The 26,226-nt window shown below is 60.9% G+C and carries 24 protein-coding genes; 9 read left to right on the forward strand and 15 right to left on the reverse strand.

The window, feature by feature from the left end; translation table 11 throughout:
* The first annotated feature begins 76 nt into the window (after positions 1-76).
* Positions 77-3,379, forward strand: a complete 3,303-nt coding sequence (gene carB, locus BLO49_RS15730; protein ID WP_090650326.1) for a carbamoyl-phosphate synthase large subunit — start codon at positions 77-79, stop codon at positions 3,377-3,379.
* A gap of 50 nt (positions 3,380-3,429) precedes the next feature.
* Here the strand turns inward: carB and BLO49_RS15735 are convergent, their stop codons facing one another.
* Positions 3,430-4,908 (reverse strand): DUF1593 domain-containing protein, encoded by a 1,479-nt coding sequence (locus BLO49_RS15735; RefSeq protein ID WP_090650327.1) that lies wholly within the window; start codon positions 4,906-4,908, stop codon positions 3,430-3,432.
* A 184-nt stretch (positions 4,909-5,092) separates the two neighbouring features.
* On the opposite strand from BLO49_RS15735, the gene BLO49_RS15740 reads away from it, so the two are divergent.
* From BLO49_RS15740 to BLO49_RS15755, 4 genes are all read left to right on the forward strand, one after another.
* Positions 5,093-5,683: a hypothetical protein gene (locus BLO49_RS15740; protein WP_090650329.1), complete on the forward strand. Its 591-nt coding sequence runs from the start codon at positions 5,093-5,095 to the stop codon at positions 5,681-5,683.
* A 233-nt stretch (positions 5,684-5,916) separates the two neighbouring features.
* Entirely contained in the window at positions 5,917-8,208 is a 2,292-nt protein-coding gene (locus tag BLO49_RS15745; RefSeq protein WP_245679065.1) for a DUF6311 domain-containing protein, read from the forward strand.
* Between the two features lie 210 nt (positions 8,209-8,418).
* Complete coding sequence (greA, locus tag BLO49_RS15750; RefSeq protein ID WP_090650332.1) at positions 8,419-8,892, forward strand: transcription elongation factor GreA; 474 nt, start codon at positions 8,419-8,421, stop codon at positions 8,890-8,892.
* A 148-nt stretch (positions 8,893-9,040) separates the two neighbouring features.
* Positions 9,041-10,027: a mitochondrial fission ELM1 family protein gene (locus BLO49_RS15755; protein WP_090650334.1), complete on the forward strand. Its 987-nt coding sequence runs from the start codon at positions 9,041-9,043 to the stop codon at positions 10,025-10,027.
* 65 nt (positions 10,028-10,092) lie between these two features.
* Here the strand turns inward: BLO49_RS15755 and BLO49_RS15760 are convergent, their stop codons facing one another.
* Positions 10,093-10,353 carry a GlsB/YeaQ/YmgE family stress response membrane protein gene (locus tag BLO49_RS15760; RefSeq protein WP_090650335.1) on the reverse strand — a complete coding sequence of 87 codons (261 nt, stop codon included), beginning with the start codon at positions 10,351-10,353 and terminating at the stop codon, positions 10,093-10,095.
* A 220-nt stretch (positions 10,354-10,573) separates the two neighbouring features.
* On the opposite strand from BLO49_RS15760, the gene trxB reads away from it, so the two are divergent.
* Entirely contained in the window at positions 10,574-11,614 is a 1,041-nt protein-coding gene (gene trxB, locus BLO49_RS15765; RefSeq protein ID WP_090650337.1) for a thioredoxin-disulfide reductase, read from the forward strand.
* Between the two features lie 144 nt (positions 11,615-11,758).
* On the forward strand, positions 11,759-12,247 hold the full coding sequence (locus BLO49_RS15770) for an Hsp20 family protein (protein WP_090650338.1): 489 nt from the start codon (positions 11,759-11,761) through the stop codon (positions 12,245-12,247).
* 177 nt (positions 12,248-12,424) lie between these two features.
* Here the strand turns inward: BLO49_RS15770 and BLO49_RS15775 are convergent, their stop codons facing one another.
* From BLO49_RS15775 to BLO49_RS15820, 10 genes are all read right to left on the reverse strand, one after another.
* Positions 12,425-12,763 (reverse strand): hypothetical protein, encoded by a 339-nt coding sequence (locus BLO49_RS15775; RefSeq protein WP_090650340.1) that lies wholly within the window; start codon positions 12,761-12,763, stop codon positions 12,425-12,427.
* Positions 12,726-13,181, reverse strand: a complete 456-nt coding sequence (locus tag BLO49_RS15780) for an EVE domain-containing protein (protein WP_090650341.1) — start codon at positions 13,179-13,181, stop codon at positions 12,726-12,728. The genes BLO49_RS15775 and BLO49_RS15780 overlap by 38 nt, the downstream gene beginning before the upstream one ends.
* The gene (locus tag BLO49_RS15785) at positions 13,178-13,552 is read right to left on the reverse strand and encodes a GFA family protein (RefSeq protein ID WP_090650343.1); all 375 of its coding nucleotides are present in this window, start codon (positions 13,550-13,552) and stop codon (positions 13,178-13,180) included. Before BLO49_RS15785 ends, BLO49_RS15780 begins: the two co-directional genes overlap by 4 nt.
* A gap of 54 nt (positions 13,553-13,606) precedes the next feature.
* Positions 13,607-14,860, reverse strand: a complete 1,254-nt coding sequence (locus BLO49_RS15790) for a pentapeptide repeat-containing protein (RefSeq protein ID WP_090650345.1) — start codon at positions 14,858-14,860, stop codon at positions 13,607-13,609.
* A 62-nt stretch (positions 14,861-14,922) separates the two neighbouring features.
* Positions 14,923-15,549 carry a bifunctional diaminohydroxyphosphoribosylaminopyrimidine deaminase/5-amino-6-(5-phosphoribosylamino)uracil reductase RibD gene (locus BLO49_RS15795; RefSeq protein ID WP_342670339.1) on the reverse strand — a complete coding sequence of 209 codons (627 nt, stop codon included), beginning with the start codon at positions 15,547-15,549 and terminating at the stop codon, positions 14,923-14,925.
* Positions 15,546-16,259, reverse strand: coding sequence for a 2,3-diphosphoglycerate-dependent phosphoglycerate mutase (gene gpmA, locus BLO49_RS15800; protein WP_090650349.1), 714 nt, complete (start codon positions 16,257-16,259; stop codon positions 15,546-15,548). The genes BLO49_RS15795 and gpmA overlap by 4 nt, the downstream gene beginning before the upstream one ends.
* 46 nt (positions 16,260-16,305) lie before the next feature.
* A complete protein-coding gene (locus BLO49_RS15805; protein ID WP_090650350.1) occupies positions 16,306-17,109 on the reverse strand; it encodes an MOSC domain-containing protein in 804 nt (267 codons plus the stop codon).
* Positions 17,106-17,312: a hypothetical protein gene (locus BLO49_RS15810; RefSeq protein ID WP_090650352.1), complete on the reverse strand. Its 207-nt coding sequence runs from the start codon at positions 17,310-17,312 to the stop codon at positions 17,106-17,108. The genes BLO49_RS15805 and BLO49_RS15810 overlap by 4 nt, the downstream gene beginning before the upstream one ends.
* The gene (gene prfA / locus BLO49_RS15815) at positions 17,312-18,385 is read right to left on the reverse strand and encodes a peptide chain release factor 1 (protein WP_090650402.1); all 1,074 of its coding nucleotides are present in this window, start codon (positions 18,383-18,385) and stop codon (positions 17,312-17,314) included. Before prfA ends, BLO49_RS15810 begins: the two co-directional genes overlap by 1 nt.
* 164 nt (positions 18,386-18,549) lie before the next feature.
* Complete coding sequence (locus BLO49_RS15820; protein WP_090650353.1) at positions 18,550-19,149, reverse strand: glutathione S-transferase N-terminal domain-containing protein; 600 nt, start codon at positions 19,147-19,149, stop codon at positions 18,550-18,552.
* A gap of 207 nt (positions 19,150-19,356) precedes the next feature.
* Here BLO49_RS15820 and BLO49_RS15825 point away from each other — a divergent pair, with 207 nt between their 5' ends.
* Complete coding sequence (locus BLO49_RS15825; protein ID WP_245679066.1) at positions 19,357-21,594, forward strand: putative bifunctional diguanylate cyclase/phosphodiesterase; 2,238 nt, start codon at positions 19,357-19,359, stop codon at positions 21,592-21,594.
* Positions 21,595-21,825: 231 nt separating this feature from the next.
* Here the strand turns inward: BLO49_RS15825 and ispG are convergent, their stop codons facing one another.
* On the reverse strand, positions 21,826-22,941 hold the full coding sequence (gene ispG, locus BLO49_RS15830; RefSeq protein ID WP_090650355.1) for a flavodoxin-dependent (E)-4-hydroxy-3-methylbut-2-enyl-diphosphate synthase: 1,116 nt from the start codon (positions 22,939-22,941) through the stop codon (positions 21,826-21,828).
* Positions 22,942-23,098: 157 nt separating this feature from the next.
* Positions 23,099-24,295, reverse strand: a complete 1,197-nt coding sequence (locus BLO49_RS15835; RefSeq protein WP_090650357.1) for a helix-turn-helix domain-containing protein — start codon at positions 24,293-24,295, stop codon at positions 23,099-23,101.
* A gap of 231 nt (positions 24,296-24,526) precedes the next feature.
* On the opposite strand from BLO49_RS15835, the gene BLO49_RS15840 reads away from it, so the two are divergent.
* On the forward strand, positions 24,527-24,940 hold the full coding sequence (locus BLO49_RS15840) for a hotdog family protein (RefSeq protein ID WP_090650358.1): 414 nt from the start codon (positions 24,527-24,529) through the stop codon (positions 24,938-24,940).
* Between the two features lie 291 nt (positions 24,941-25,231).
* Here the strand turns inward: BLO49_RS15840 and BLO49_RS15845 are convergent, their stop codons facing one another.
* Entirely contained in the window at positions 25,232-26,026 is a 795-nt protein-coding gene (locus BLO49_RS15845) for a SapC family protein (RefSeq protein ID WP_090650360.1), read from the reverse strand.
* Positions 26,027-26,226 lie beyond the last annotated feature (200 nt).

Here is a 26,226-nt window from a genome sequence, read left to right on the forward strand (position 1 = left end):
ACCGGACTGCGGATTCGCAGCCCGCTCTAATTTTGCGCAACTGGCAAGGTTGCGCCTTGTGTTACGAAAGACCGAGATGCCCAAACGCACAGATATCAAGTCCATTCTCATTATCGGCGCAGGCCCTATTGTGATCGGCCAGGCCTGTGAGTTCGATTATTCCGGCGTGCAAGCCTGTAAAGCGCTGCGCGAGGAAGGCTACCGTATCATCCTGGTCAACTCCAACCCGGCGACGATCATGACCGATCCGAATATCGCCGACGCCACCTATATCGAGCCGATCACGCCCGAATTCGTCGAGAAAATCATCGCCAAGGAGCGCCCGGATGCGCTGCTCCCGACGATGGGCGGCCAGACCGCGCTCAACACGGCGCTTGCCCTCGATGCCGCCGGCGTGCTGGCGAAATACAATGTCGAAATGATCGGCGCCAAGGCCGAGGTCATCGACAAGGCCGAAGACCGCCAGAAATTCCGCGACGCCATGGACAAGCTGGGCCTGGAATCGGCCAAGTCCGCTGTCGCTCACACCTGGGATGAAGCCGTGGCAGGTCTCGAAGCCATTGGCGGCCTGCCGGCGGTCATCCGTCCGTCCTTTACACTGGCCGGCACCGGCGGCGGCATTGCCTTCAACCAGGAAGAATTCAAGGAAATCGTCGAGCGCGGCCTCGACCTTTCGCCGACCACCGAAGTGCTGATCGAAGAGTCGATCCTCGGCTGGAAGGAATACGAGATGGAGGTGGTGCGCGACACTGCCGACAACTGCATCATCGTCTGCTCGATCGAGAACGTCGATCCGATGGGCGTTCATACCGGCGATTCGATCACCGTCGCCCCTGCCCTGACCCTGACCGACAAGGAATACCAGATCATGCGCTCGGCAAGCTTGGCCGTGCTGCGCGAAATCGGCGTCGAGACCGGCGGCTCCAACGTCCAGTTCGCGCTCAATCCGCGCGACGGTCGCATGATCGTGATTGAGATGAACCCGCGCGTGTCGCGCTCCTCGGCGCTGGCTTCGAAAGCCACCGGCTTCCCGATCGCCAAGATCGCCGCCAAGCTGGCCGTCGGCTACACGCTCGACGAACTGCAAAACGACATTACCAAGACCACCCCGGCCTCGTTCGAACCGTCGATCGACTATGTCGTCACCAAGATCCCGCGCTTCGCCTTCGAGAAGTATCCCGGCTCCGAACCCCTGCTCGGCACCTCGATGAAGTCGGTCGGTGAAGTCATGGCCATCGGCCGCACCTTCGCGGAATCGATGCAGAAGGCCCTGCGCGGCCTGGAAACCGGCCTGTCGGGCTTTGATGAAGTCGAAATCGCCGGTGTGAAAACCGCCGAAAATCCGGACGCCATCCGTGACGCCGTCATCCGCGAGCTGGGCCGCCCGACGCCGGACCGCGTCCGCGTTATCGCCCAAGCCTTCCGCCACGGCCTGTCGGTCGAAGAGATCAATGCCGCCTGCGAATACGAGCCATGGTTCCTGCGTCAGATCGAAGCCATCGTCTCTGAGGAAGCCAAGATCGGCGCGCTCGGCCTGCCGACCTCGGCCAAGGCGTTCCGCAGCCTCAAGGCCATGGGCTTCTCCGACAAGCGCCTGGCGCAACTGACCGGAAAGACCGAGAAGGCCGTGCGCAAGACCCGCCAGGAACTCAATGTCCGCCCGGTTTTCAAGCGCATCGATACCTGCGCCGCCGAATTTGCCTCCTCGACCGCCTATATGTATTCGACCTATGAATCGGGCGCGCTGGGCCAGGTGCCGGAAAATGAGGCCGAGCCGTCGGATCGCGCCAAGGCCATCATCCTCGGCGGTGGTCCGAACCGGATCGGCCAGGGTATCGAGTTCGACTATTGCTGCTGTCACGCCGCCTTCGCCTTCAAGGACATGGGCCTCGAAGCCATCATGGTCAACTGCAACCCGGAAACGGTTTCGACCGATTACGACACCTCCGACCGCCTCTATTTCGAACCGCTGACGGCCGAGGACGTGCTGGAACTGATCCATGTCGAACAGTCCAAGGGCGATCTGCGCGGCGTCGTCGTGCAGTTCGGCGGCCAGACCCCGCTGAAGCTGGCGCAAGCGCTCGAAGACGAGGGCATCCCTATCCTCGGCACCTCGCCGGACGCCATCGACCTGGCCGAAGACCGCGAGCGCTTCCAGCACCTGCTGCGCGATATCGACCTGAAGCAGCCCATCAACGCCATCGCCCGCACGCCGGAAGAAGCCTTCAAGGGCGCTCATGAAGTCGGCTATCCGATCGTTATTCGACCGTCCTACGTGCTGGGCGGCCGCGCCATGGAAATCGTCCGCGATGACGAGCAACTGGCGCGATACGTCCGCGAGGCCGTGCAGGTATCGGGCGACTCGCCGGTGCTGATCGACCAGTACCTGTCGGCCGCCATAGAGGTCGATGCCGACGCCCTGGCCGATGGTTCCGGCAATGTCTTCGTGGCCGGCATCATGGAACATATCGAGGAAGCCGGCGTCCACTCCGGCGACTCCGCCTGTTCGCTGCCGCCGTTTTCGCTAAAAGCCGAAACGGTTAAGGAACTGGAGCGCCAGACCATCGAACTGGCCAAGGCGCTGAAAGTGCGCGGCCTGATGAACGTCCAGTTCGCCATCCTGCACCCCTATTCGGACGCGCCGGAAATCTTCGTGCTCGAAGTCAATCCGCGCGCCTCGCGCACCGTGCCCTTCGTCGCCAAGACTCTGGGCCAGCCTCTGGCCGGCATCGCCGCCAAGATCATGGCGGGCGTACCGCTGGCTGATTTCGACCTCAAGCCGAAGACCTACAACCACGTCGCAGTCAAGGAGGTCGTCTTCCCGTTCGCCCGCTTCGCCAATGTCGATACGGTGCTTGGGCCTGAAATGCGCTCCACCGGCGAGGTCATGGGCCTTGACTGGGTACGTGACGGTGAAAGTATGATGGACGCCTTCTCGCGCGCCTTCGCCAAGTCGCAGCTCGGCGCCGGCGTCAAGCTGCCGACATCCGGCAAGGTCTTCGTCTCGGTCAAGGACATGGACAAGCCGGTGATCGTGGACTCGATCCGAACGCTTTTGGAACTGGGCTTCAAGGTCGTCGCCACCGGCGGCACTGCCGATTATCTGAAGGCCCAGGGCCTCGATATCGAGCCGGTCAAGAAGGTGCTGGAGGGGCGTCCGAACATCCTCGACGCCATCAAGAACGGTGAGATCGACCTGGTGTTCAACACCACCGAGGGCAAGCAGTCGCTGGCGGATTCGTTCTCGCTGCGCCGCGCCACCCTGATGCAGAAGATCCCGTACTATACGACGGCATCGGGTGCCGTGGCCGCGACTCGGGCCATCAAGTCCGGCGCCAATGAAGGGCTCGATGTGCGCCCGATCCAGGCCTATGCCTGACCGCATGACCCCGTGGCGATCCTCAAAATCGCCGCGGGTTCATGCACTGATCAGGGCAGGATTTTTACCGTCACCCGCTTGTACCTCGTCAGAGGTGGTGTGCCCCTGTCCGTTACGCGGACAACAAATTCCGCCGTTTCCGGCCGTGTGACGGTCGCGCCCTCCACCCACACGCCCTGGACATCCTCCGCGGACATTTTCATGACTGTCTTGAGAGTGCCGGCTTCGGGATACTGGAACCAGAGGTAGGTCAGGCTGTCGCCGTCGGGATCAGTGGTCCCTTTAGCGCTGAGTGCGAAACCCTGACCGGATTTCACCGTCAGCACTTCAGGCACATCGAGCCGAACGACAGGCGGATGGTTCGCCTCATCGAACGGTTTCGTTGTCCAGGCCATGCGGGCGGCAAAATCATTCTGGAAATCATCCCGCCAGCGCCACAGGCTGACCTTGTTGCCGGAAAACGTCTTGGTGCCGAAATGTATGGCCCGGTTGTATTCCCCCTTTTCCGGCGGCGCATAATCGTCACTCGCATTGGTCCAGATCGGCCGTGTTTCCGGCACATAAGGCACGCCGCCCGGCATATTCCCCGCCGCGTCAGCATAGGGCTGCGGCTTATAGAGTTCATAACGGCCGCCCCAGCCCCCTCTGTCCGGATGCTCCGGATCATTCAGTCCGTTGGGGATCAGGGACAGGAAGGAGGGCGTGTCCCCTTCCATGCCATAGCCGACATCGGGATAGATGGCGCCCAGCGGGCCATGCCCCTGCTGAATATTATCCGCCAGCCATTTGTTGCAGATAGTTGTGTTGTCTATGCCGGGAATGACCGAGTTGATCGCTATCCAGGTTGAGGCGCCGTAATCGCCGGGGCTGACAATATAAAACAGGTCGGGGAAGTTTGTTCTGATCCATGTGCCCGTATCGTCCTGATCGGAAATGGTATGAACCCGGAGTTTGGCGATGAGCCGGGCGGCTTCGGCTTCACTCATCGTGTGCTTAATCTTGTAGAGCGCTTGAGCCAAGGTATTGGTTCCGCCCCAGGCGGTCACCCAGACCGGGCGGCCGTCCTTTTCCTGCAATACCTGAATGATGCGGTCGGAACCGGGCGAATCCTTGCCTTCGCCGACACCGGCCATGCCATAGACCGGCAGCCCTTGACGGACGAGCGAGAGCAGGTCGCTCGACTGCGGATAGTCTTTGTCATGCAAAAGCAGAGTATCCCGGACCTGACCATAGGCGCCAATCACCTCACGAACGGACTGCGGATTGACAGTGCCCTTCATCCAGACAGAAGTGGTTGCTATCAGCCCCTCGATATCGATCTCATTTGAATAGAGCATGAGGCGGACAAGCGATTCCGTATCGTCCGGATCAGCGCCAACATCGGTGAGCACAATCAGCCGCTGTTTGCCGGTTTGGGCCGGTGCATTCGCCGCGACCCTTGCCGCCTGGGCCGTCAGTGGCAAAGATGCGGCCAGGCTGGCCAGACACAGAGACAGGGCAAAAGGAAAGAGAGTTGTTTTCTTTAGCATGTTATCGCTCCCATTTTTATGAACGCACGCTACCCTAAACCTGCGGTCGCGCAAGACCCAATCGTTCCCGGCCTCAACGGTTGCCCCCGGTCAAAAAATGCCGGCCTCTTAAAAAGCCCTTAAGGCTGATATTCTAAAGTCGCGGGCGGGGGCACAGGTATCCATTGTTTTTCAGGTCAGGTTCATGGAAATCACGCCCGTCCCGTCCGTCAATGCCTCGCTGGCGCCGCTGCGCGTGCAGCCGGTCACCGCCGCCCCCGAACGCCTGCTCCCAGAACACCTACAGAGTGATCGCTACGCCACCGCCTTTTCGCTCAACCAGGCGCAGTTCAACAGCCTGACGGCCTTTCTTGGGAGCGCCGAGGCCGGCACCCAGCTCGACAAGCGCCTGAAAGCCATGCAGGCCCTGCGCGGTCTGGCGGCGCGCGGGCAGTTGCGCGGCATCGATTCGAAGAACGCCCGCCTGTTTCATCAGTTGACGGATCAAAGCGATCTCGGTCAGCGCGAGGCCGCCATCCAGCAGGATGAGGTCGCCGCTATCAATGCCGCCCTGGCCCATCAGACATCGCCGACACAAGCCCAGCACGCCTTTTTCGATCATCTGTCCCCGGACGATCAGGCCATCCACTTCGAGCTGAACGTCAATGCCATCAATATGCACGGCTTTCAACGCTATGCCTCTCTCGACGACTACCGTCGCAAGCTGGCTCATGATGCGGCCCGTGCTTCACACGACGCCCTGACGCCGGCGGCGCTCGTTTCCGGTGTCATCTGACCGGCTGTCGCCCGTAACAAAAAGTCAACCGTTCACACGCTTGTGAACTGCGGCAAATCCGTTATGATTGCGCTGCAAAAATTGCTCCCGCCATGCCTGAATTTGCCGCAAAAAAGTCATGCGGCTTGGGCAAAGGCACCCGCATTGCAAGCCCGCGCCCTACCTTAATCTGAGTACAAGACACAATGACCTTGCCGAATTGGCTCCGTCCCGGCCAGCTATACGCGAAACTCATGCAAGCCCTCGGGCAGACCCCGCCCGCCGTCTGGACCGGTCTGCATCGCAGCCTGTGCGTGATCGCGCCGCTTTTGCTGTTCGCAGCGTTCTTCGACGTCAATGTGGTCAACCCGACGCGCATCGGCTGGCTGATGGAGCATGACTGGGGCCAGCATGTGCTGGGCTGGAACGCCTGGCGCCGGATGCCTTGGTCGACCTTCAACCACGAGACCCTGCTGGGCGCACCCGTTGGCAACACCATCTTCTCGACCGACTCAAATCCGCTTTTCGCATTTATCTTCAAGCCTTTCCGCCAGTGGCTGCCGGATAATTTCCAGTATATCGGCCTGTGGTTCCTGTTCTGCGTGGTGATGCACTTCACCTTCGCCTACAAGCTGATCCGCCCCCACGCGCCCGGCAGGTGGACCGCGCTCGGCGGCGCCATCGCGCTGTCGGCCCTGCCCATGCTCTATTACCGGATGCGCCACGACACCCTGGTGGCGCAGTGGCTGATCCTGTGGGGCCTGCACCTCTTCATCAATGTGAAGGACGACACCCTGCCAGAGGGTTCCGGCTGGCGCTTCTTGGTGAGCTGGTTCCGCAATGGTCAGAAGATGCTCGGCTGGTCGGCCCTGCTGTTCGTGACCGGCATGGTCCATCCCTATCTGCTGTTCATGATCGCCGCCATTTTCGGCGGTGACTGCATCAAGCGTTTCTTCAGCGGTGTCCGGGCGGATTTTTCCGAACGCAAGCTCAAACTAAGCGCCGACTGGAAAACCCTGCTCGATGCCGTGATCCGCGCCATCCCGCCGCTCGCCCTTGCTGTGCTGGCCCTCTATATCGGCGGCAGTTTCAACAAGGGCATGAGCCCCGGCGCCGGCGGTTATGGCTACTATTCCTTCCCACTCGATGGCTGGTTCAATCCGGTCATGCCGGAGTTCTCGACCATTCTCAAAGCGTGGCCGCTCGATGGCGGGCAGTCCTTTGAAGGCTACCAGTATCTCGGCTTTGGCCTGATCGTTCTGGTGATCGCCGCCATCGTGCTCTACATCACCACGCCGGAAGCGAAAGCGGCGCGCGGCTTCATCGCCGCTTTGCGCCCCCTGACCATACCCTTCCTGCTACTGCTGCTAATCGCCACCTCCAATCACGCGCAATTCTACGGATACGACATCTGGAAATTCAGGTTACCCGATGAACTGCGCAATCCCGCCGCCATCCTGCGTGCCTCCGGCCGCCTGACCTGGCCGATCACCTATCTGCTGGTCGCCACCGCGCTGGTGGTCCTGTTCAAGAGCCGTCCGAAGACCATCGCCGTCCTGCTGCCGCTGGTTCTGGTCGTGCAGGCCTATGATATCTCCGGCATGTCCAAAGCCATGCGCCAGGCCACCAGCCTAGCAGCTTCGGATCAGATATTTTACGAGACGCCGAGCCCCGAATGGGACCAACTGGTGAAGGACGCCAAGGGCATCGATTTCTACCCGGCCAATGTGCACATGAACGACAAGCTGTTCTATGAACTGACCTGGCGCGCCACCTCGCAGGTCAAGCCGGTGAACACCATGTATGCGGCGCGTGAAAACCTGATCCAGATCGCCAATCAGGAGGCCGGCATGGACGCCTTCAAGCGCGGCGAGGTCAAGTCCGATCACCTGTTCGTCTTCCTCAAGCAGTGCGATGCCCCGCAGGAACTGTGGTCGCGCCTGCGGATGCTCGATGGCGTATGGATCATCCCTCCGAAGGACAGTCATATCGACCTGCCCAAGCCCGAATGGTCGCCGCTGCGCTCGGAAGTCCGCTTCGGCTGGCTGGATCAGGGCACCTGCCTGCTCGATGAAAACTGGTCGCGTCCGGAATATGACGGCGTATGGAGCGAAGGCCCGGCGGCCAACCTGCGCATTCCGATCAAACACGTCCAGTTCGATACGCCCAGGCCAAAGGAACTGGATATGACGATGAAGGCCAAGAGCCGCCAGCCGGTCCTGGTCAGCGTCTTCGTCAATGGCGTCAAGGTCGGTGAGGTCAACCTCACCAACCGCACCACGCTCAATACCCTGCCCCTGCCGGCCTCGGCCCTGCGCAGCGAAAACCTCCGTATCCGCTTCCTGGTCGAGGAACCGGCGAAGGACGAGGACGAAATCATCGCCACCAAGGCGGCCGAAAAATACAGCGGTCGCGGCGCCGCCTTCAAGGCCGCCAAGGCCGCCGCCGCCATTCCGGTGGATGCCCGCGCGCTCGGCATCAAGCTGATCGACATCAAGCTGGTCGATCCGAATGCACCGGCGCCCGCGGCCCCGCTGGCCGGCTGAATCCATTCGACAAATCGGCGGCCCGCAAAAGTTCTTTTAAATCACGGCAAATAGAACTATAAGGGCTGCCGGTTTCGTTTTGTGCACTGCGTCAGCAGGAAACGAGCAAGCCCACCATCGCCAGTATTCGTCCTGACCGGTTGTTGTCCCCCTCAACCGACGTCAGGATTTTTGTCATTCCTCAGGGCGGAAATAAAGTTTTAATCGCACATGGAAAAAGTGCCGATGACCGTCGCGGGCTACCAGGTTCTCGACGATGAACTGAAGCGTTTGAAGTCGGTCGAGCGCCCGAGCGTGATCGCCGCCATTTCGGAAGCGCGCGCCCACGGCGACCTGTCCGAAAATGCCGAATACCACGCCGCCAAGGAGCGCCAGGGCTGGATCGAGGGCCAGATCGCCGAGATCGAGGACAAGATCAGCCGCGCCCAGGTGATCGATGTATCGAAGCTTTCCGGCAATAAGATCAAGTTCGGCGCCACGGTCACCGTGATCGACGAGGACACCGAGGAAGAAGGCCGCTACCAGGTGGTCGGCGACCATGAAGCCGACGTGAAATCGGGCAAGATTTCGCTGTCGTCGCCGCTGTCGCGCGCCATGATCGGCAAAGAGGTCGGTGATGTCGTCGAGGTCCAGACCCCCGGCGGCGTCAAGGCGTATGAAATTCTCAAGGTTGAATGGCTCTGACGGAATTGCGGGGGCCAATAAGGTCTTGCTTTTTTGCGCTGCAATGAAGACAACGGCTTGCGCGGGTCCGGCAGATGTCAGGTCCGCGCACGTTTTTGACGTTTATTGTGAATCGCCCGGCCAGGCCGTGTGAGGATGGGAGTGAGGGATGCCTCTGCCGCTCATAATCTGGGCCGTGTCCGATGGACGGGCGGGCATTGAAAACCAGGTTCTGGGATTGGCCGAAGCCGTGGCGCGCATCAGTCCGGCCAAGATCATCAAGAAGCGCATTCGTTACAACGATCTGTTCGATCGCCTGCCCTCGGCGCTCAAGATCATGCCCGACCGCATGTTAAGCCCCGGCAGCGATACGCTGGATGCCCCCTGGCCGGATATCTGGATTGCCGCGGGCCGCGCCACCATCCCGCACAGCAGCCGGATGCGGGCCCGCTCGAAAGGGCAGACCTTCGTGGTCCAACTCCAGGATCCGCGCCATAACCTGAAGGCGTTCGATCTCGTCATCGCCCCCGAACATGATCATGTCGCAGGCGGGAATGTCCTGTCGATCATCGGCTCCACCAACCGTATCGAGGCCACCAAGCTGAACAATGGCCTCAAGGCGTGGCGCAACAAGCTGAAAAGCCTGCCGAAACCCCGCGTCGCCGTCCTGATCGGCGGGCGGTCGAAAGCCTATGACCTCGATGCCGCCCATGCGCAAATACTGGCCGAAGAGGTTCACGCAGCCATTACCCAGGCCAAGGGCTCCGTACTTCTGACCGTGTCACGCCGCACCCCCTTGGAAGCCCGCGTCGTGATCGAGGATATTCTGAAAGACCTGCCGGGCATTATCTATGACGGTCAGGGCGACAATCCCTATTTCGCCTTCCTCAAGGCCGCCGATCATTTCCTGGTGACCGAGGACTCGGTCAATATGGTCACCGAAGCCGCCTCCACCGGCAAACCGATCCAGATACTCAGCCTGGAACGACGCTCTCTCGGTTCCGGGGAAAAATTCGAGGATTTTCACGAGACCCTGCGCGCCAAGGGCATCACCCATCCGTTCAATGGCACCCTGGCGGGCGCCCCCTATCCGCCGCTGGACGAAACCCGCCGCGCCGCCGAATACCTGCTGGATATGTATCACAACAGAAAATAGCAAAAAAACAGCCGGCGAAGCTCTCACTCTTCGCCGGCAGTTTTATAAGGGCTGAAACGTTTGGCTTAAACGTGTCGGCCCCGCATCATGCGACCAAGCGCGATCAGGATACAGGCGCCGATAATGCCGGCAATCAGATAACCGATCACGCCGCCGAAACCGATGCCGACCATCGAAAACAGAGCGTTGGCAACAATCGAGCCGACAATACCCAGAATAATATTCATCAGAAGCCCCTGGTTGGACTTCATGATCTGCTCAGCGACCCAGCCGGCGGCCGCCCCTACGATAATGGCCAGAAGCCAGCCAATGCCTTGTTCTTGCATGATATCACCTCTCTCATGACCTCCGCGAACAGCCCGCGGATTTAGAACAAGCCTAATCTGCCCTGAAAGCTTTTGAGATACGGTTCGGCGGCCAGATTGCAAAGTTTCGGAAAAGAACAAGGTGTTGAAAACCGCCACCCGCCTGCAATTACTGATGACATTCGCCGCAGCACTACCTATCTAATGGCCGTTAACTTTTTCGATTCCGCAGGTTTCCGTCATGTCCAAGCCCCGCCCCCTTCGCTGCGCCATTATCGGCACCGGTCCCGCCGGCTGGACCGCCGCCATCTATGCGGCACGCGGCCTGTTGTCGCCGGTCATCTTTACCGGCCCGCAGGATGGCGGCCAGTTGACGATCACAACGGACGTGGAAAACTATCCCGGCTTCGCCGAGGTGGTGCAGGGGCCGTGGCTGATGGACCAGATGAAGGCCCAGGCTGTGCATATGGGCACCGAAATCATCGGCGAAATTGTAACCAAGGCTGACCTCTCCAAGCGCCCCTTCCTGCTCGAAACCGAAAGCGGCGCGCAGTTCCTGGCTGAAACCGTGATCATCGCCACCGGCGCCCAGGCCAAATGGCTGGGCCTGGAATCCGAGAAGACCTATCAGGGCTTCGGCGTTTCGGCCTGCGCCACCTGCGATGGCTTCTTCTACCGCAACAAGGTGGTGGCTGTGGTCGGCGGCGGCAATACGGCCGTCGAGGAAGCCCTGTTCCTCACCAAGTTCGCCGCCAAGGTCTATCTGATCCACCGCCGCGAACAGTTGCGCGCAGAGAAGATTCTGGTCGAGCGCCTGCTCAACGACCCGAAGATCGAACCGATCTGGAATGTTGCCATTGATGAAATCCTGGGCGAGACCAATGAATTTGGCGGCGCCGGCGTGGTTGGCGTGCGCCTGCAGGACGTCAATACTGGCGAGCACCGTGTCGTTGATCTCGATGGTGTCTTTATCGCCATCGGCCATGCGCCGTCTTCGCAATTGTTTGAAGGCCAGTTGGAAACCAAGTCGGGCGGCTATCTGGTCGTCGAACCAGGCACGCCGAAGACCTCGATCAAAGGCGTCTTCGCCGCCGGTGATGTCACCGACGATGTCTACCGCCAGGCCGTCACCGCCGCCGGCATGGGCTGCCAGGCAGCGCTGGAAGCCATCCGCCTGATCGCGGAAGAGGACCATCACCACAGCCTGCTGACCGCGAAAGAGGTGGCTGAAGATTTTTCGCACCTGACCCTTGAACAGCAGAAAGTCGCTACCAAATCATAAAGCGAAGGCGCCGATACCGGGCCTTCTTGACCGGCAGCATCGCCCAGCAGGGGATGTGGATGTCGTTCAAAATCAAACCGTTACGGGCAAAGGCGCAGCGTGTCTGCACACCTGTAATGTCTCGCTTTTTGAAGGAGAGCCCCTATGCGTACCGCAATCGATTTTTCCCCCCTGTACCGTTCCGCCGTTGGCTTTGACCGCCTGGTCAATTTGCTCGACAGCGCCGCCCGCACCGACACCGCGCCGGGCTGGCCGCCTTACAATATTGAGCGCCTGCCGGCTGCCGAGGGCGAAGACCAGGGGGATTCCTACCGCATCGAAGTGGCTGTCGCCGGCTTCCGCCCCGACCAGCTCAATATCGAGGTGAAGGAAAACGTCCTGACCGTCACCGGCAAGAAGGATGATGACGCCGCCACCCGCACCTTCCTGCATCGCGGCCTGGCCGAGCGCTCTTTCGAGCGCCGTTTCCAGCTCGCCGATCATATCAAGGTGACCGAAGCCGACCTCGCCAATGGTCTGCTGTCGATCACGCTCAAGCTTGAAGTGCCGGAAGCCAAGAAGGCAAAGACCATTGCCATCAAGACGGCTTCCTACACCAATGACTCCGCGCCGGTCCTGACCGCCGCCGAGTAATCCCCTGCCGTGTGCCTGAGATAGGCGTCTCAGGCACACACCTACCCTGTTTCTCCCTGTACTTATGTGTGTTGCGCGGCCCCGTGACGGTTGGCCGCGCCCAAGACCCCCGGCCCCTCTGATCTCCGCCTGCCATCCCTCGGGCGTTTGACGGTCAGGCGACAAGCCGGGGGTCTTTTATTTTGCCGGTAATGTCTCGACAAATCGCCGCGACAGTTCCAGAAGGCGGTCAAATGCCGATGACGGACAACCACCTTCATCAATGAAGATAAAGCCCGTCATGCGCCGCCCGCCGTGAATCATCGGCCGCGTGCCGGCGAAAGTCAGGGCTTCGGCTTCATTTTCGTGGCCGGGCCGGAACATCAATTGCTCGGCACCGGTTTTCAGCGTCCTGTGGCTAACCAGCATATTACCGTTCAGCAGGAAAACCAGCCCGCCCATCATCCGCCTTTCAGTGATATTCGCCACGCCCAGCGCATCACGGATGCGCAACGACACCAATTCGCCATAGGCCATTTTTTTCTCCCGTCATCGCCGCACCGATCACTGCGAAATCCCCGGCGCTGAGTTCCAGCAGACCGGAGCGCAGAGCATACCCCCAGTTACGATCTCTTGTCAGGTCGAGCGTGCCCAGTAAGGGGCGGATCGGCTGTTCACGGCCGTCTTCCCATTCGACATTACGGCGAAAGGGCTGGAAGCCAGCGGACATGAAGCCCTGATAAGGCTCGCCCTCTTTTATCCGGCCTATGGCTGTGAAGGATTGAAAACCATCCTTTACGCCCATCTGCTCCGAAGGCGAGTAGTAGACAATGCCGTCGCCCTGCTTCAGGCGCTTCAACGGCGCCAGCTTGCCGTGATTGACCTGCATGAAGCCTTCCGCCCGCCCGCGCCGCACATGTTCGGCGCTGGCCACGGCCAGCCAGAAGCGCCTCACCACAGGTTCCGGCCGTCAAGAACCTGGACCGGCACGGCGTCCAGGTCGAAACCCTCAAGCAGGCGCGCGTTGATGGCGATCTGAGGATGGTCGAAATCCGGCTTATAATCGACCCAGCTCGGCGAGACATTATAGGTGGTGCAGCCGCAGCCATTGCAGAAATGCAGTCCCACCATCCGGCTTTGCCAGCGATATTCGCTGTCCTTCGCCGGATCATTGGCCGGGTCGAAGACAATCTGGTCCGGCGTGTAATAGGCCCACAAGGCGCCGCGCTTGCTGCAGATCGAACAGGTGCAGCGCGTGACCGTTTCTGGTGCCTTTTCGAGAGTGAATTGGGTGGCGCCGCAGTGGCAGCTTCCTTTGACAGTCATGATATCCTCCTTATCGCTGGAGGAACTCCTACGCCGTTATGCTGCCAATTTATGTCAGGAGGCGATCCGTCCGCGCAGGGCCACGCAGGTGGTATGCTCCAGCGCTTCGAGGTTCATCATGGCGCCCTGAAGGTTGGAGCGCGAAATATCCGCGCCATCAAGCCGCGCCAGCTTCATGTCGGAATCGGTGAAATTGACATTGCGCATCCGTGTGTCGCGCAGGTCCGCCGGCAGGAAGCGCGTGGCGTCGATCTTCAGCGCGCCGAGATTGGCGCCTTCCAGATTGGCGCCATCGAGACGCGCCCGCGCCATGCGCACGCCGCGCAGGTCGGCGCCGGCCAGGTTACAGTTACGCAGGTCGGCGTCTTCGAGATGCGCGCCCTGAAGCTGCACCCCCCGCATATCCAGCCCGTAGAAAACCGCGCCCTTGGCCGAAAGCGCCGCCAGGTTCAGCCCCTTGATCGAGCCCAGGCCGCGCAGGTCGGCATTATCGAATTTGGAGGGCGTGCCTTCCTTGCCGAGGGTATCGACCCACAGGGCATGATCACGCAGCATCTGGCCATAGGGCAGGTTGGTGACATCCGTGCCCTGCGGCTTGTCGGTCAGCACGCCGGTCATGTCGGTCTGGGAGGTGCGCCACATGTCGGTCTTGGCGCCGATCAGCACGGCATCGCGCAGGGACGCCCCGGAAAGGTCGGCACCGGAAAGATCGGCCCCCGCCAGATCGACATTATCCATGATGCACTGCTTGAGATTGGCGCGGATCAGTTTGCACGATTTCATGGTGGCGTCAGTAAAATCGGCCTTCATCGCCTGGATGCCGGAGAGCTTTGAGCGCTCCAGATTGGCCCCGCGCAGGTTGGCGTAGGTCGCTTCCGACGAGCGCATGGAGATTTCGACGTAGGAAAGCCCCGCCTGCTTGTCCGGCAGGGCCAGCGCGCCTTCGCGCAGGTCGGCTTCGTACAGATCGCAATCGGAGAGGTTGGCGCCACGCAGGGAAGCCCCGCGCAGATCGGCCCGACGCATGGAGGCATGGCTGAGATTGGCCAGTTGCAGGTCGGCGCAATAGAGATTGCAGGTATCGAGCACCGTATTGGTCAGGTCGCAATCCATCAGGATGGCGGCGGTGAAATCGGCATCATTGAGTACGCGGCCGGAGAGATTGAGGCCCGACAGATCGCACCACGCAAAGACCGCCCGCGCCCCGCCGGGCTTCATGGCGCGCAGGCGTTCGTGCTTCGTGCAGATCACATCGACCTGCGTCTGGTTAAGCTTGGTGTAGCGTGTATCGCCGGCGGTGGCGGTCATGCGGACGGGCTTTCCTCGATATCAGGACAGGCAGTCTTCCACAAAAACCTTAAAAATTTGGGTTATCCGGCCATTAAGCCTGATGCGGCGAGCGCCACGGCCAGGTCAGACCCGGCAGGCACCGACAGATGACGGTAACCACGGCCCGCCCAGGCCACCAGTTCGGTTTCCAGATCGTCGCTTTCAGGCGTGAAAGCAGCGTCGAAGCCCTGCCCTTCCCTCTCGGCCTGCACGAGCGGCCGGCCGGTGCGGTGATAATGGGCGGTCGGGGCGATCAGGCGGTCGGCTTCCTCTGCCAGCAGGCCGGATTCGACCGTGGTCCCGGCGGCTTTCATGCGTTCCACGCCGCTATGCGAGGCGAAGGGCGACGGATCATCGCAGGCATAGACAACGCGGGCCACGCCGGCCTCAACCAGCCTTTGCGAGCACGAGCAACCGCCATTGGAGCGCTGGCCGCAAGGCTCAAGCGTGACATAGGCCGTAGCACCTCTGGCCGCCTCACCGGCGGCATCGAGCGCGATTTCCTCGGCATGGGGGCGCCCGCCGTCGCCCGTGGCGCCCTCGGCTATGACCGCGCCATCCTTGACAATCGCGCAGCCGACCGCCGGATTAGGCCAGGTCCGCCCCGCCTGGGACAAACCCAGCCGGAGCGCCTGCTGCATAAAGGCAATGTCAGCCTCAGCACTCACCTGATTTCGGGCAACGGGTTAGCGCGGGCGGCATCGAGATACTTGGCCGAGACCGGCTTCAGGTTGTCGTCGAGCTTGACCACCAGCGGATTGCCGGTCGGGACTTCGATTTCCAGGATCGCTTCGTCCGACAGATCGAACAAAGACTTGATAATGGCGCGGATCGAATTGCCGTGGGCGGCCACCAGCACCGTGTCGCCCGCCTTCAGGGCCGGCACGATATCGCCCGTCCAGAACGGCATGACGCGGTCAAGCGTCGTCTTCAGGCTTTCGGTATCCGGCAGGTCGGCGCCGGCATAGCGGCGGTCGCCCTTGAAATCGTAGGCGCTGCCGGCTTCGAGCGGCGGCGGCGGCACGTCATAGGAGCGGCGCCAGATTTTGACCTGATCCTCGCCATGCTTGGCGGCGGTTTCGGCCTTGTCGAGGCCCGTCAGGCCGCCGTAATGGCGTTCATTGAGGCGCCAGTCCTTCACCACCGGCACGAAGGACTGGCCGGCCGCTTCCAGCGCCAGGTTGCAGGTGCGGATGGCGCGGGTGAGCACTGAGGTGAACGCCTTGTCGATCTCGATGCCCTCGGCCTTGATCAGTTCACCGCCGCGCGTCGCCTGGGCTTCGCCTTCCGCGGTCAGGTTGACATCGACCCAGCCGGTGAAGCGGTTTTCAAGGTTCCACTGGCTTTGGCCGTGGCGAAGCAGGACGAGTGTGGGCATGTAGCGTCTCCGGTCTGTGAATTACCGGCAAGCCTATAGGGCGAGATTAATACAGGTGCAATACGTCTCCGGGCCGAACCGTTCCGCCTTTGACGATGCGCGCATAGATGCCGCAATCGCGGTGGCCGTAATTTTCCCACAGCGCTTCGCAGAGATCGACATCGCGCTCGGCCGTTTCGGGATTTACGTGGGTGGCGACGCAGCGGACGATCGGTTTCAGCACCTCGAATTCCGGCCCCTCTTCGCCCAGCCGGATATGCCGGCCCACCCAGTCATGATCCTCAAAGGCCGCCTGGTCCTCGACCCAGATATTGGCGCGCAGCCGCAAGGGATCGAGATCGCGGCCTATGCGCTGGCCTAAATCACGCAGGGAGTTCAGATTGAGAAACGAGACAAAGCCCTTGCCGGAATCGGTAAAGCGGAAGTGCGAATGGACCTCGTCCCAGCCCGGCGCACGCAACAGATTGAGCGGGAAAGCGGTTGGGTCGTAATCCTCATGTCGCGCCAGTATCGTCTCGACATGCCGTGCCAGGCTTTGTCGCCCGGCCTCGCTGGCCAGATCGAAGGCCCACGATTTGCCATCCTCGTCCGTGACCTCGAACACGTCGCCAACCTCGTCATAGCGCGTGCGCAGTCGCACCACGGCAGCGAAGCGCGCCAGCACGGCAAATTTCATCTTGGAGATAGTGACTGGATTTTCGGCTTCGAAGCCGGAGCGGCCGACTTCCAGGGCATAAAGCCGGTCGAACGGAAAAAAATCATCCGGACACAACAGCGCCTCCGGCACCGGTTCCGGGGTGAAGCCCTTGACCGGGTAACGCCAGAGCGCGGAGATGACACCCTTGTTCATGGCCGGTTTTTATACTGCAACCAGGTAATCAGAAACAGCATCAGGCTGGCGCCAGCCAGAACCGGCTGCATACTGAGCAGAGCATTCAGCAAGGGAACGCCCGTCATCAGGCTCTGATAGATCACCGCCGCCGCCAGCAGGAACTGGCCGATCAGCAGCATAGCCCATAGAATCAGAAGCTTGCGCAAGACACCCTTGGACATTAGCCCAGTTCCTCTTCAAGCATGGCCAGCCGTTCCGCCTGGTCCTCGGCGATCAGGGCATTGATCATCTGGTCCATGTCGCCTTCCATGAACTGCGGCAGGTTATAAAGCGTCAGGTTGATGCGGTGATCCGACACGCGGCCCTGCGGGTAATTGTAGGTGCGGATGCGCTCCGAGCGGTCGCCGGAGCCGACCTGCGACTTGCGGGCATCCGAACGCGCCGTATCGAGCGCCGTACGCTGCATGTCATACAGGCGGGCCTTCAGATTGCGCATGGCAATCTGCCGGTTCATGTGCTGCGACTTTTCCGACGAGGTCGCCACGATCCCGGTCGGCAGGTGGGTGATGCGCACGGCGGAGTCGGTTTTGTTGACGTGCTGACCGCCGGACCCCGAAGCGCGATAGGTATCGATGCGGATATCCTTGTCGAGAATCTCGATCTCGACATCCTCGGCTTCCGGCAGCACCGCCACGGTGGCCGCCGAGGTATGGATGCGGCCGCCGGCTTCGGTGGCCGGCACACGCTGGACACGGTGGACGCCGCTCTCGAACTTCAGCTTGCCGAAGACACCCTCACCGGTCACCGAGGCGATGATTTCCTTGTAGCCGCCCATTTCGCCTTCGGAAACGCTGTCGATCTCGACCCGCCAGCCCTGTCCCGCGGCGTAGCGGCTGTACATGCGGAACAGGTCGCCGGCGAAGAGCGCCGCCTCGTCACCGCCGGTGCCGGCACGCACTTCGAGAATGGCCGAAGCATTGACGTCCTTATCCTGCGGCGCCAGCAGCAGGGCCACGCCGTGCTCCAGCTCCGGCAGGGTCGTCTTCAGGTCTTGCAGTTCCTCGGCCGCCAGGGGCGACAGGTCGGGGTCATTCAGTGCCGCCATTTCTTCCAGTTCGGGCACGGACTGGCGCGCCTTGTGCAGGCGGGTCACGGCATCGAAGACCGGTTTCAGTTCGGCATGTTCCTTGGACAGCTTGACGATCTCGGCGCCGTCGGTCGCGGATTCCATGCGCGCTTCGATCATCTGGAAGCGGTCCATGACCTGGGCCAGCTTGGCGTCGGGAAGGTGTATCAAGGGTATTCTCTCATCTGAAATCAGGGCTTCATATACATAAGCCGGGCCGATGAGTCGAAAAGTATTAGCTGCCGAGAAACGGAGCGGAGCGTACTTAAGTACGTGAGCACCGTCTCGCAGGCAGATGAGACTTTGCAGACCTTCGGCCCGGTCTTAGGAACCTATTTCGGATAGGTGTCAATAAAGCTCTGGCGACGCTCCAGAACTTCCTGCAAGGCGGCGATACGCGGCGCGATGGCCCGCCAGTCGAGATGGGTCATGCGGAAATCGCAAAAGGTAGCCGCCACGCCCAGGGTCAGCGTGCCCATATCGAAAACATTCGCGTCCGGACACATCTCATCGGCCACGGCGAAGGCGCGCTTCAGATTACCTTCCCAGCGATCCAGCCAGAAGGGCGAACGCTCGGTTTCCGGTCGGCGGTTTTCATAGACGATCTTCGCCATCATCTCGTTGAGCCCGGCCCCGGCCGTCTCCACGCGCCTGACCCGCCAGTAATCATCCGTACCATAGTCCGGCAGCAGGCGCGGTCCCTGGCCTTGCGTCGCCAGCCACGCGCTGATCAGGCCGCTGTCCGTCCAGCAGACGCCCTCATCATCGATCAGGGCCGGAAGCTGCGACAGCGGATTGGCCGCCACCAGATCCGGCGCGGCCTCCACCGGGAGGCGCGATATCTCCTCTATCCGCGCCGCCAGTCCTCTTTCCCTGACGACAACACGGACTTTCCGTACAAAGACGGATGTGGCACTGACAAATAATTTCATAACTTCGTTATCCGATTAAGATTTGAACCGCCCCTGTCGTGGCGCGCAAAACCTTGTTCGTCAAGGATGCGGCCGTCCAATTCACCTCGTTTTCCGGCACAGAATTCTTAATAATCGTTTAAATAAAAATGGCGGATGTTTGCCTTAATTTAAGATATCTACAGTAACCATACCCTGACATACAACTCACCTCAGAATGAGGACCTGGTGAAACGTAATTCAGGCGAATTAAAACTGCTGGCGCCCATGGCCCTGATTGTGGTCGTGGCCGTGTGTGCTCTGGTGGGCAGTCTGTGGGTATGGGCCGAACAGGCCGACCATATGTCGCGCGACCGCGAGGAAAAGCTCGTCATGCTGGGGCTGAACCAGATGGCAGACGACCATTCGCAACTGATGACGCCGATCACCATCTGGGATAAGGCGGTCGAAAGCACCGCCGTCAAATATGACGAGACCTGGGTAAAGAATAATATCGGCGACTATTTCAACAATTTCCTCAATTTTGAGTCCAACCTCCTGCTGAACGATAAGGGCGAGGTCGTCTTCGCCTACAAGAACGGTAAGGAGGCCGATATTGCCCGCCTGGCCGGCGCCGCGCGCCAGACAAGCAGTCTGGTGGCCGGGCTGCGCCAGACTTATGAAGACCGCCGCGCTCGCGGATTACCCGCCACGACCGAAAGCAACCATACCGGCCGCCTGATGGCGATGAACGGCCATATCTATGTTGTGGGCGCCAGCCTGCTGCTTTCCGACAAAACCGATTCCCCCCTGCTGAAATACAAGCCTTTTGTCGCCATTGGTATGCACGAACTGTCGAGCGACGAACTGATCGCGCTGTCGCAGCGTTACATGGTGTCCGATATCATGCTTCTGCATCCCGGCCAGCCGCGCCCCAAGGGATCGGCGCTGGTCGCCTTCAAGGATGACAATGGCAAGGTGCTCGCGGAGCTGAGCTGGATGCCGGATACGCCCGGCCACACCCTGTTCATCCGCACGCTGGGTCCGGTCCTGATGATTTCGCTCGGTCTCGGCCTGATCGCGCTCGTCCTGCTGCACCAGAGCCAGCGCGCCGCGCAAGGACTGATCGCCTCGGAAGCCAAGGCCAAACACATGGCCCTGCACGACAATCTGACCGGCCTGCCCAACCGCACCCTGTTCGCCGACCGCCTGCACCAGGCCAGCGAACGCCTGAAGCGCCAGGGTGGGCACGTAGCGGTCATGTGCATCGGGCTGGATCGCTTCAAGGATGTCAATGACACGCTGGGCCACCTGGCCGGCGATGAACTGATCCGCCACAATGCCCACAAGATCACCGGCATGATCCGTTCCGGCGACACGCTGGCGCGCCTGGGTGGCGATGAGTTCGTCATTATCCAGACCGATACCGACGGCTCTTCGGCCGCATCTCTGGCCAAGCGCATCCTCGAAGGGCTGACCGGCACGGTCAATCTCGAATCCGGCCAGGTGTTCTCCTCCTGCTCGATCGGCGTCACCCTGATCGGTGACGGCGATATCGAGCCGGCCGAAGCCCTGCGCCAGGCCGACCTTGCCCTCTACCGCGCCAAGGACCTCGGCCGCGGCCAGTATGCCTTTTTCGAAGTCGAGATGGACGCCACCATCAAGCTGCGCAAGACGCTGGAAACCGGACTGCGCGAAGCCATCCATGTCGGCGATATCGACGTCGTCTACCAGCCGCAGGTCGATCATTTCGGCCACATCGTCGGCGTCGAGGCCCTGTGCCGCTGGACGCACCCGACGCGCGGCCCCGTCTCACCCGCCTATTTCATTCCCCTGGCCGAGGAATGCGGCCTGATGAACGAACTGGGCACCCTGATCATGCGCCGCGCCATGCAGGATTCCCATCGCTGGCCGGGCCTTAAAGTGGCTGTCAACGTCTCGGCCACCCAGATGCGCAATCAAGGCTTCCTGGCCACCATCAAGGGCCTGCTGTCGGAAACGAAGACGACCGCCGAGCAGATCGAGATCGAGATTACCGAAGGTGTGCTGCTGAACGACGACAACACCACCCAGATGGTGCTGCGCGACCTGCGCCACATGGGATTCACCATCGCGCTCGACGATTTCGGCACCGGTTATTCGTCGCTCGGTTACCTGAGCCGCTATCCGGTCGACAAGATCAAGATCGACCGGTCGTTCGTCTCCAACCTGGGCGTCGACCCGGAAGCCGAGGCGGTTATCCGCGCCATCGTCAAGCTGTCCAAGGCCCTGAACCTGAACATTGTCGCCGAGGGCGTGGAAACGCGCGCGCAGAAGAACATCCTGCGCCAGACGGGCTGCAACATCATACAGGGCTATCTCTTCTCGAAGCCGGTCGCCTCTGGCGCCATCGACGAGATGATGAAGAACGAGCGCAAGCTGGCGATCATCGATGAAGAGGGCTACGTGGCGCCCAAGGCGATCAAGATGACGCCACGGATGTCTTAAGACGAGTAGGGTATCTTCGCCGAATAAAACGCGCTCCGACGATAGCGGTAGCGCGAAATTACCAGGAATATCTGTGTAATCTGTGGATACTCTCTTTTCCAACGCCAGGACTCGCTTAGACGTTCTTTTTGATCCACAGATTACACAGATATTCAAGACAACCGCACGCTACCGCTATCGCCGGCGAATCGAATAATCAGGTTTGTCCGCTTCGCGCGGAATACCCTCGAGCTACAGCTTTTCGGCGTGGGCCTCGACCAGCTCGACAATGTGCTCGATCATATCGGCATTGGAAAGCTTGTGATCGGGCTTGCCGGCCAGGTACACCATGCCGGATCCCGCGCCGCCGCCGGTGAAGCCGACATCGGTATAAAGCGCCTCGCCCGGACCATTGACCACGCAGCCAATGATCGACAGCGACATCGGCTTGGCGATATGAGCCAGGCGTTCTTCCAGTTTGGCCACCGTATCGATGACATTGAAGCCCTGGCGGGCGCATGACGGGCAGGCGATGATATTGACGCCACGATGACGCAGCCCCAGCGATTTCAGCAGGTCGAAACCGACCTTGATCTCTTCCACCGGATCGGCGGCCAGGGATACGCGAAGCGTATCTCCGATACCCGCCCACAGCAGGTTGCCGAGACCGATCGCCGATTTGATCGTCCCGGTACGTAACGGCCCCGCCTCGGTGACGCCGATATGCAGCGGGCAATCAATGGCATCGGCCAGGGCATTGTAGGCGGCGACCGTCAGGAAGACATCCGATGCTTTCACCGAAATTTTGAACTCATGAAAATCGTGGTCGCGCAGGATATTGGCGTGGAACAGCGCGCTTTCGACCATGGCTTCCGGGCACGGCTCGCCGTACTTTTCCATCAGGTCTTTTTCAAGCGAGCCGGCATTGACGCCGATGCGCATCGAGCAGCCATAGTCCTTGGCCGCCTGGATGACTTCCTTGACGCGATCGGGCGAGCCGATATTGCCGGGATTGATGCGCAGGCAGGCGGCGCCCGCCTTCGCCGCTTCGATGGCGCGCTTGTAGTGGAAATGGATGTCGGCCACGATCGGCACATGGGCGTTGTCAACGATCGTTTTCAGCGCCGCGGTCGAATCGACATCCGGGCACGACACGCGCACGATATCGGCACCCGCCTCCTCCATGGCCGCGATCTGGCGCAGGGTCGCCTGGGCATCCGAGGTCAGGGTATTGGTCATGGACTGCACGCTGATCGGTGCATCCCCACCGACAGCCACCTTGCCCACCATGATCTTCCGGCTCGGCCGGCGCTGGATCATCCGCCAGGGGCGAACGTGTGTATGGTCGTGAGGTTGATGGGTATCCATTTTTTTCCTGCGATTGTCATCGCACGCTCAAACGCCGCGAGGCTTACCTCGCAACGGCTCGGGCGCACAGTCGTGCTTGCCGTCTTTCTGCGAAAGCCGGAGACGCGCCTTATATCAGGATGCGCGGCGTTCGTCACAACCGGAATTTCAAATAATATTACTGGGTTTCAGTGGGAGGCACCACTACGGATGAAGCCGCCGCCCGCTGGCTGGGCAGGTAAGGGATTGGCCCATTGGGCTTCTCCGCCGTCAGCGGGGCGATCGGCGCAGAGGTGGCGCGTGGCGCGCCCGCCAGTTCCCCCGCCTGGGCCTGCTTCTGGTCGAGCGCGTCGGAAAGCTGGGCAGCCCGCGCATTGATGCGGCCAATGGGCGTTACCGAACCTTCCAGCGTGCCGGCATATTCGCCGTTATAATACATCTCGAAGGCCGAAACATCGGAGACATCGATCAGAAGATTCTGCTGGTCGGTTTCCGGCAGGCGGTAGGCTTCGCCGGCGCCGATGGAATGGGCGAAATAAACCGTGCCGGTCGCCGGATCGCGCACCACCAGATTGACCGTCTTGGTGGCCTGGATGGTCACCGCGGAGTTTTCCGGCGAAGCGCCATAAACCGCGCCGCGCGGATTGAACGCCTTGCGCATCTGCAGCACATCGCTGACCGGCACCGGTGCGGCGGAATTGGCGTTCCGTGCCGCCTCGATGGACGCGAAGCCTTCTTCAAGCCCTGGCGTCACATAGGGCACCGGCACGTCCTGATCGCGCGGTGCCGGCTGCGGCTGCGACACGAAGATGGCACCATTCAGCATGTTAGGTACGCCCGCCGCCCACGACGAATTGCCGAACTGCGCCTCGTGGCTGCCATTGCCGAATTTCAGGCTTGGCTGGCGTTGCACCACGTTCCAGATGACGATCGCCGCCACCAGACTGGCCGCCGCGCCGATATAGAGTCGGTAGTTCGGCTTGTTGACATCATCGAGCGACGCACCCGACGGTGCGTGAAGCTTGGTGGCCGCCGGCGAGACCTCGCGCTTGTACATATCCGCCAGGGTTTCCTCGTCCAGCCCCAGCGCTTTTGCATAGGCCTTGACATAACCGATGGCGAAGGCGCGCGGCGGCAGCACATCATAGGCCGCCTGCTCAAAGGCTTCGAGATAGGCGCGCCGCACGCGCGTCATTTCCGAAACCTCGGCGAGCGACAAACCTTGCGCCTCGCGCGTCTTTTTCAGGATTTCGGCCAGATCGAAGCGATCGGGCAGCCGGCCATCGGTCGTGCCCTTGAAGGCGGAGTTCGCCTCACCGCGATAGAGGCCCTGATAGGGCTCATCCTCGATGATATTGGGCTCGTTGGTACTCATAACTGTCCTGGGCTGGCGTTGCGCGACCAAACCATAGGCCGGGACAATAATCAACACGGACATGGCCTATGGCCGGGCCTCGGTAACGCAATTTTTGGTGTTTGATATCAATGTGAACTCGGTTATGAACATCTTCCGCTCAAGCGCCGCGAGGCTCCTCGCAACGGCTCGGGCGTGCAGTCGCACTTGCCAACCTGACGGTTGGAATGAGCCCCAAAAAGGAATGCGTTGATGCCTGCAGCCTTCGATGATCTCTATATCGGCCAGAGTGTTTCCATCGGCGCGGGAGTCATTTCCGAAGAGGAACTGGCGGCGTTCTGCAAGTCCTATGCACCGACCTGGAATATCAATGACGGCGTGCCGGATGCCCTGATCTTCGCCCTGTGGTCCAAACTGGAGACCGAAGCCGCCTCGCACTGGCCGCAGACCAAGCGCCTGGCGGTCGATGCCCTGCGCTGGTCGCGCAATCCGCCGCCGGGCGAGTTGCTGCGCGGCCGCCTGACCGTGATGGGCAAGGATGCCGTGGGCGACACCAAGGGCGTGGTCATTGCCCAAAACGACGTGCTCGATGAAGCCGGCCGGCTGGTCTTTTCCTGCCTGACGCGGTCCGTGTTCCAGCGGCTGCCGAAAGCGCCGATTGATTAAGGTTTAAACACGGATAAGGCACGGATGCCGCTTCGCGGCGACACGGATCAGCACGGATTTTATGTGCGCCTTAACTTCGTGGGACAACAGCAAATAGCGCGGTCTTGCGAGGCTCTGAATGACGGCCTTGCTATCGGATGGACGTTCGTCAACTCCTACCGTCTGGAAGATGACCTGAAATCCGTGCCTTATCCGTGCAGATGCGCTTGCGCATTATCCGTGTTCAATCTTCCGAACAAAAAAGCTCCGGCCTTGCGACCGGAGCTTTTCATTTTCATAAACCCGAACGCCTTAGTTGGCGTTGGCGGCCGGCTGGGCATTGTTGCGCTCGATCGTCATGGCGATCAGCTTGTCCCAGGCCAGCAGCGAGTTCAGGTGCGCATAGATGTGCGTAAGCGCACCGTTGTCACGCAGTTCGACCAGCTTGTCGCCGGTCAGTTCGGCCAGCTTTTTTTCATCGACGGCGAAATATTCGGCGATCTTTTGCGGCTCGCCCGGCGTGCCGTCCGGATTTTGCGGACGGTAGAGGGTTTCGCGGGCGGCCAGCAGGTCCAGTTCACGCAGCAGACCAACGAAGCTTTCGGTGCGGCGGCGCTCGTTTTCGAAGTCCGAGCAGAACTGCATGGCGTTCTCGACGTAAGGCGTGGCCTTGCCGGCTTCGAAGAATGGCACGTCGGGGTTCGACTTGGCCACCATGGCGGCGCCGGTATCGACGCACAGGATCATGCGCTCCTGGCCTTCGTCATTGGCGAAGACGAACGGATAGCGGCGGGCGAAGGCCGGCAGGTAGCTGTCGGACTTGAAGACACCTTCCGGCGACACGAAGACGTTCTGGCCGGCCGAAAGCCCCATGGCCGCGACGGGCATGTAGTTTTCGCCGATGAAGACGATCGGGAAGCTCAAAGAAGCGGCCGGGAATTCGGCCACGGTCAGCGGCACGACATTGGTTTCGGCGACGAAGGCGTGCGGCGCCGGGATCGACTTGATGCCCATGCCGGCGTGCGCTTCGGGGCTCAGCGGCTCGGGGGATTTGTAGAAAAGGACGTTTCCGGTGAGCGTCGCATCGTTGGTTTGTTCTTGTGCCATGGTCGCTTTAAAGAAGGTTAGAAGAAAAAGGAGCTTCGCTTCTAGCGCAACCCTTTGCTTCCGGCAAGCGCCGTGACGGTTTGCGGGAAACGGCCCCAGGCTTTTCAGCTTCCGGCGGGTGTTTGGATTGAAATGGCACATTATGGCGCTCAAACGCCGCGAGGCTCCTCGCAACGGCTCGGGCGCGCCTTGCGCTTGCC

Source organism: Asticcacaulis taihuensis (assembly GCF_900100255.1).
GTDB classification, from domain to species: domain Bacteria; phylum Pseudomonadota; class Alphaproteobacteria; order Caulobacterales; family Caulobacteraceae; genus Asticcacaulis; species Asticcacaulis taihuensis.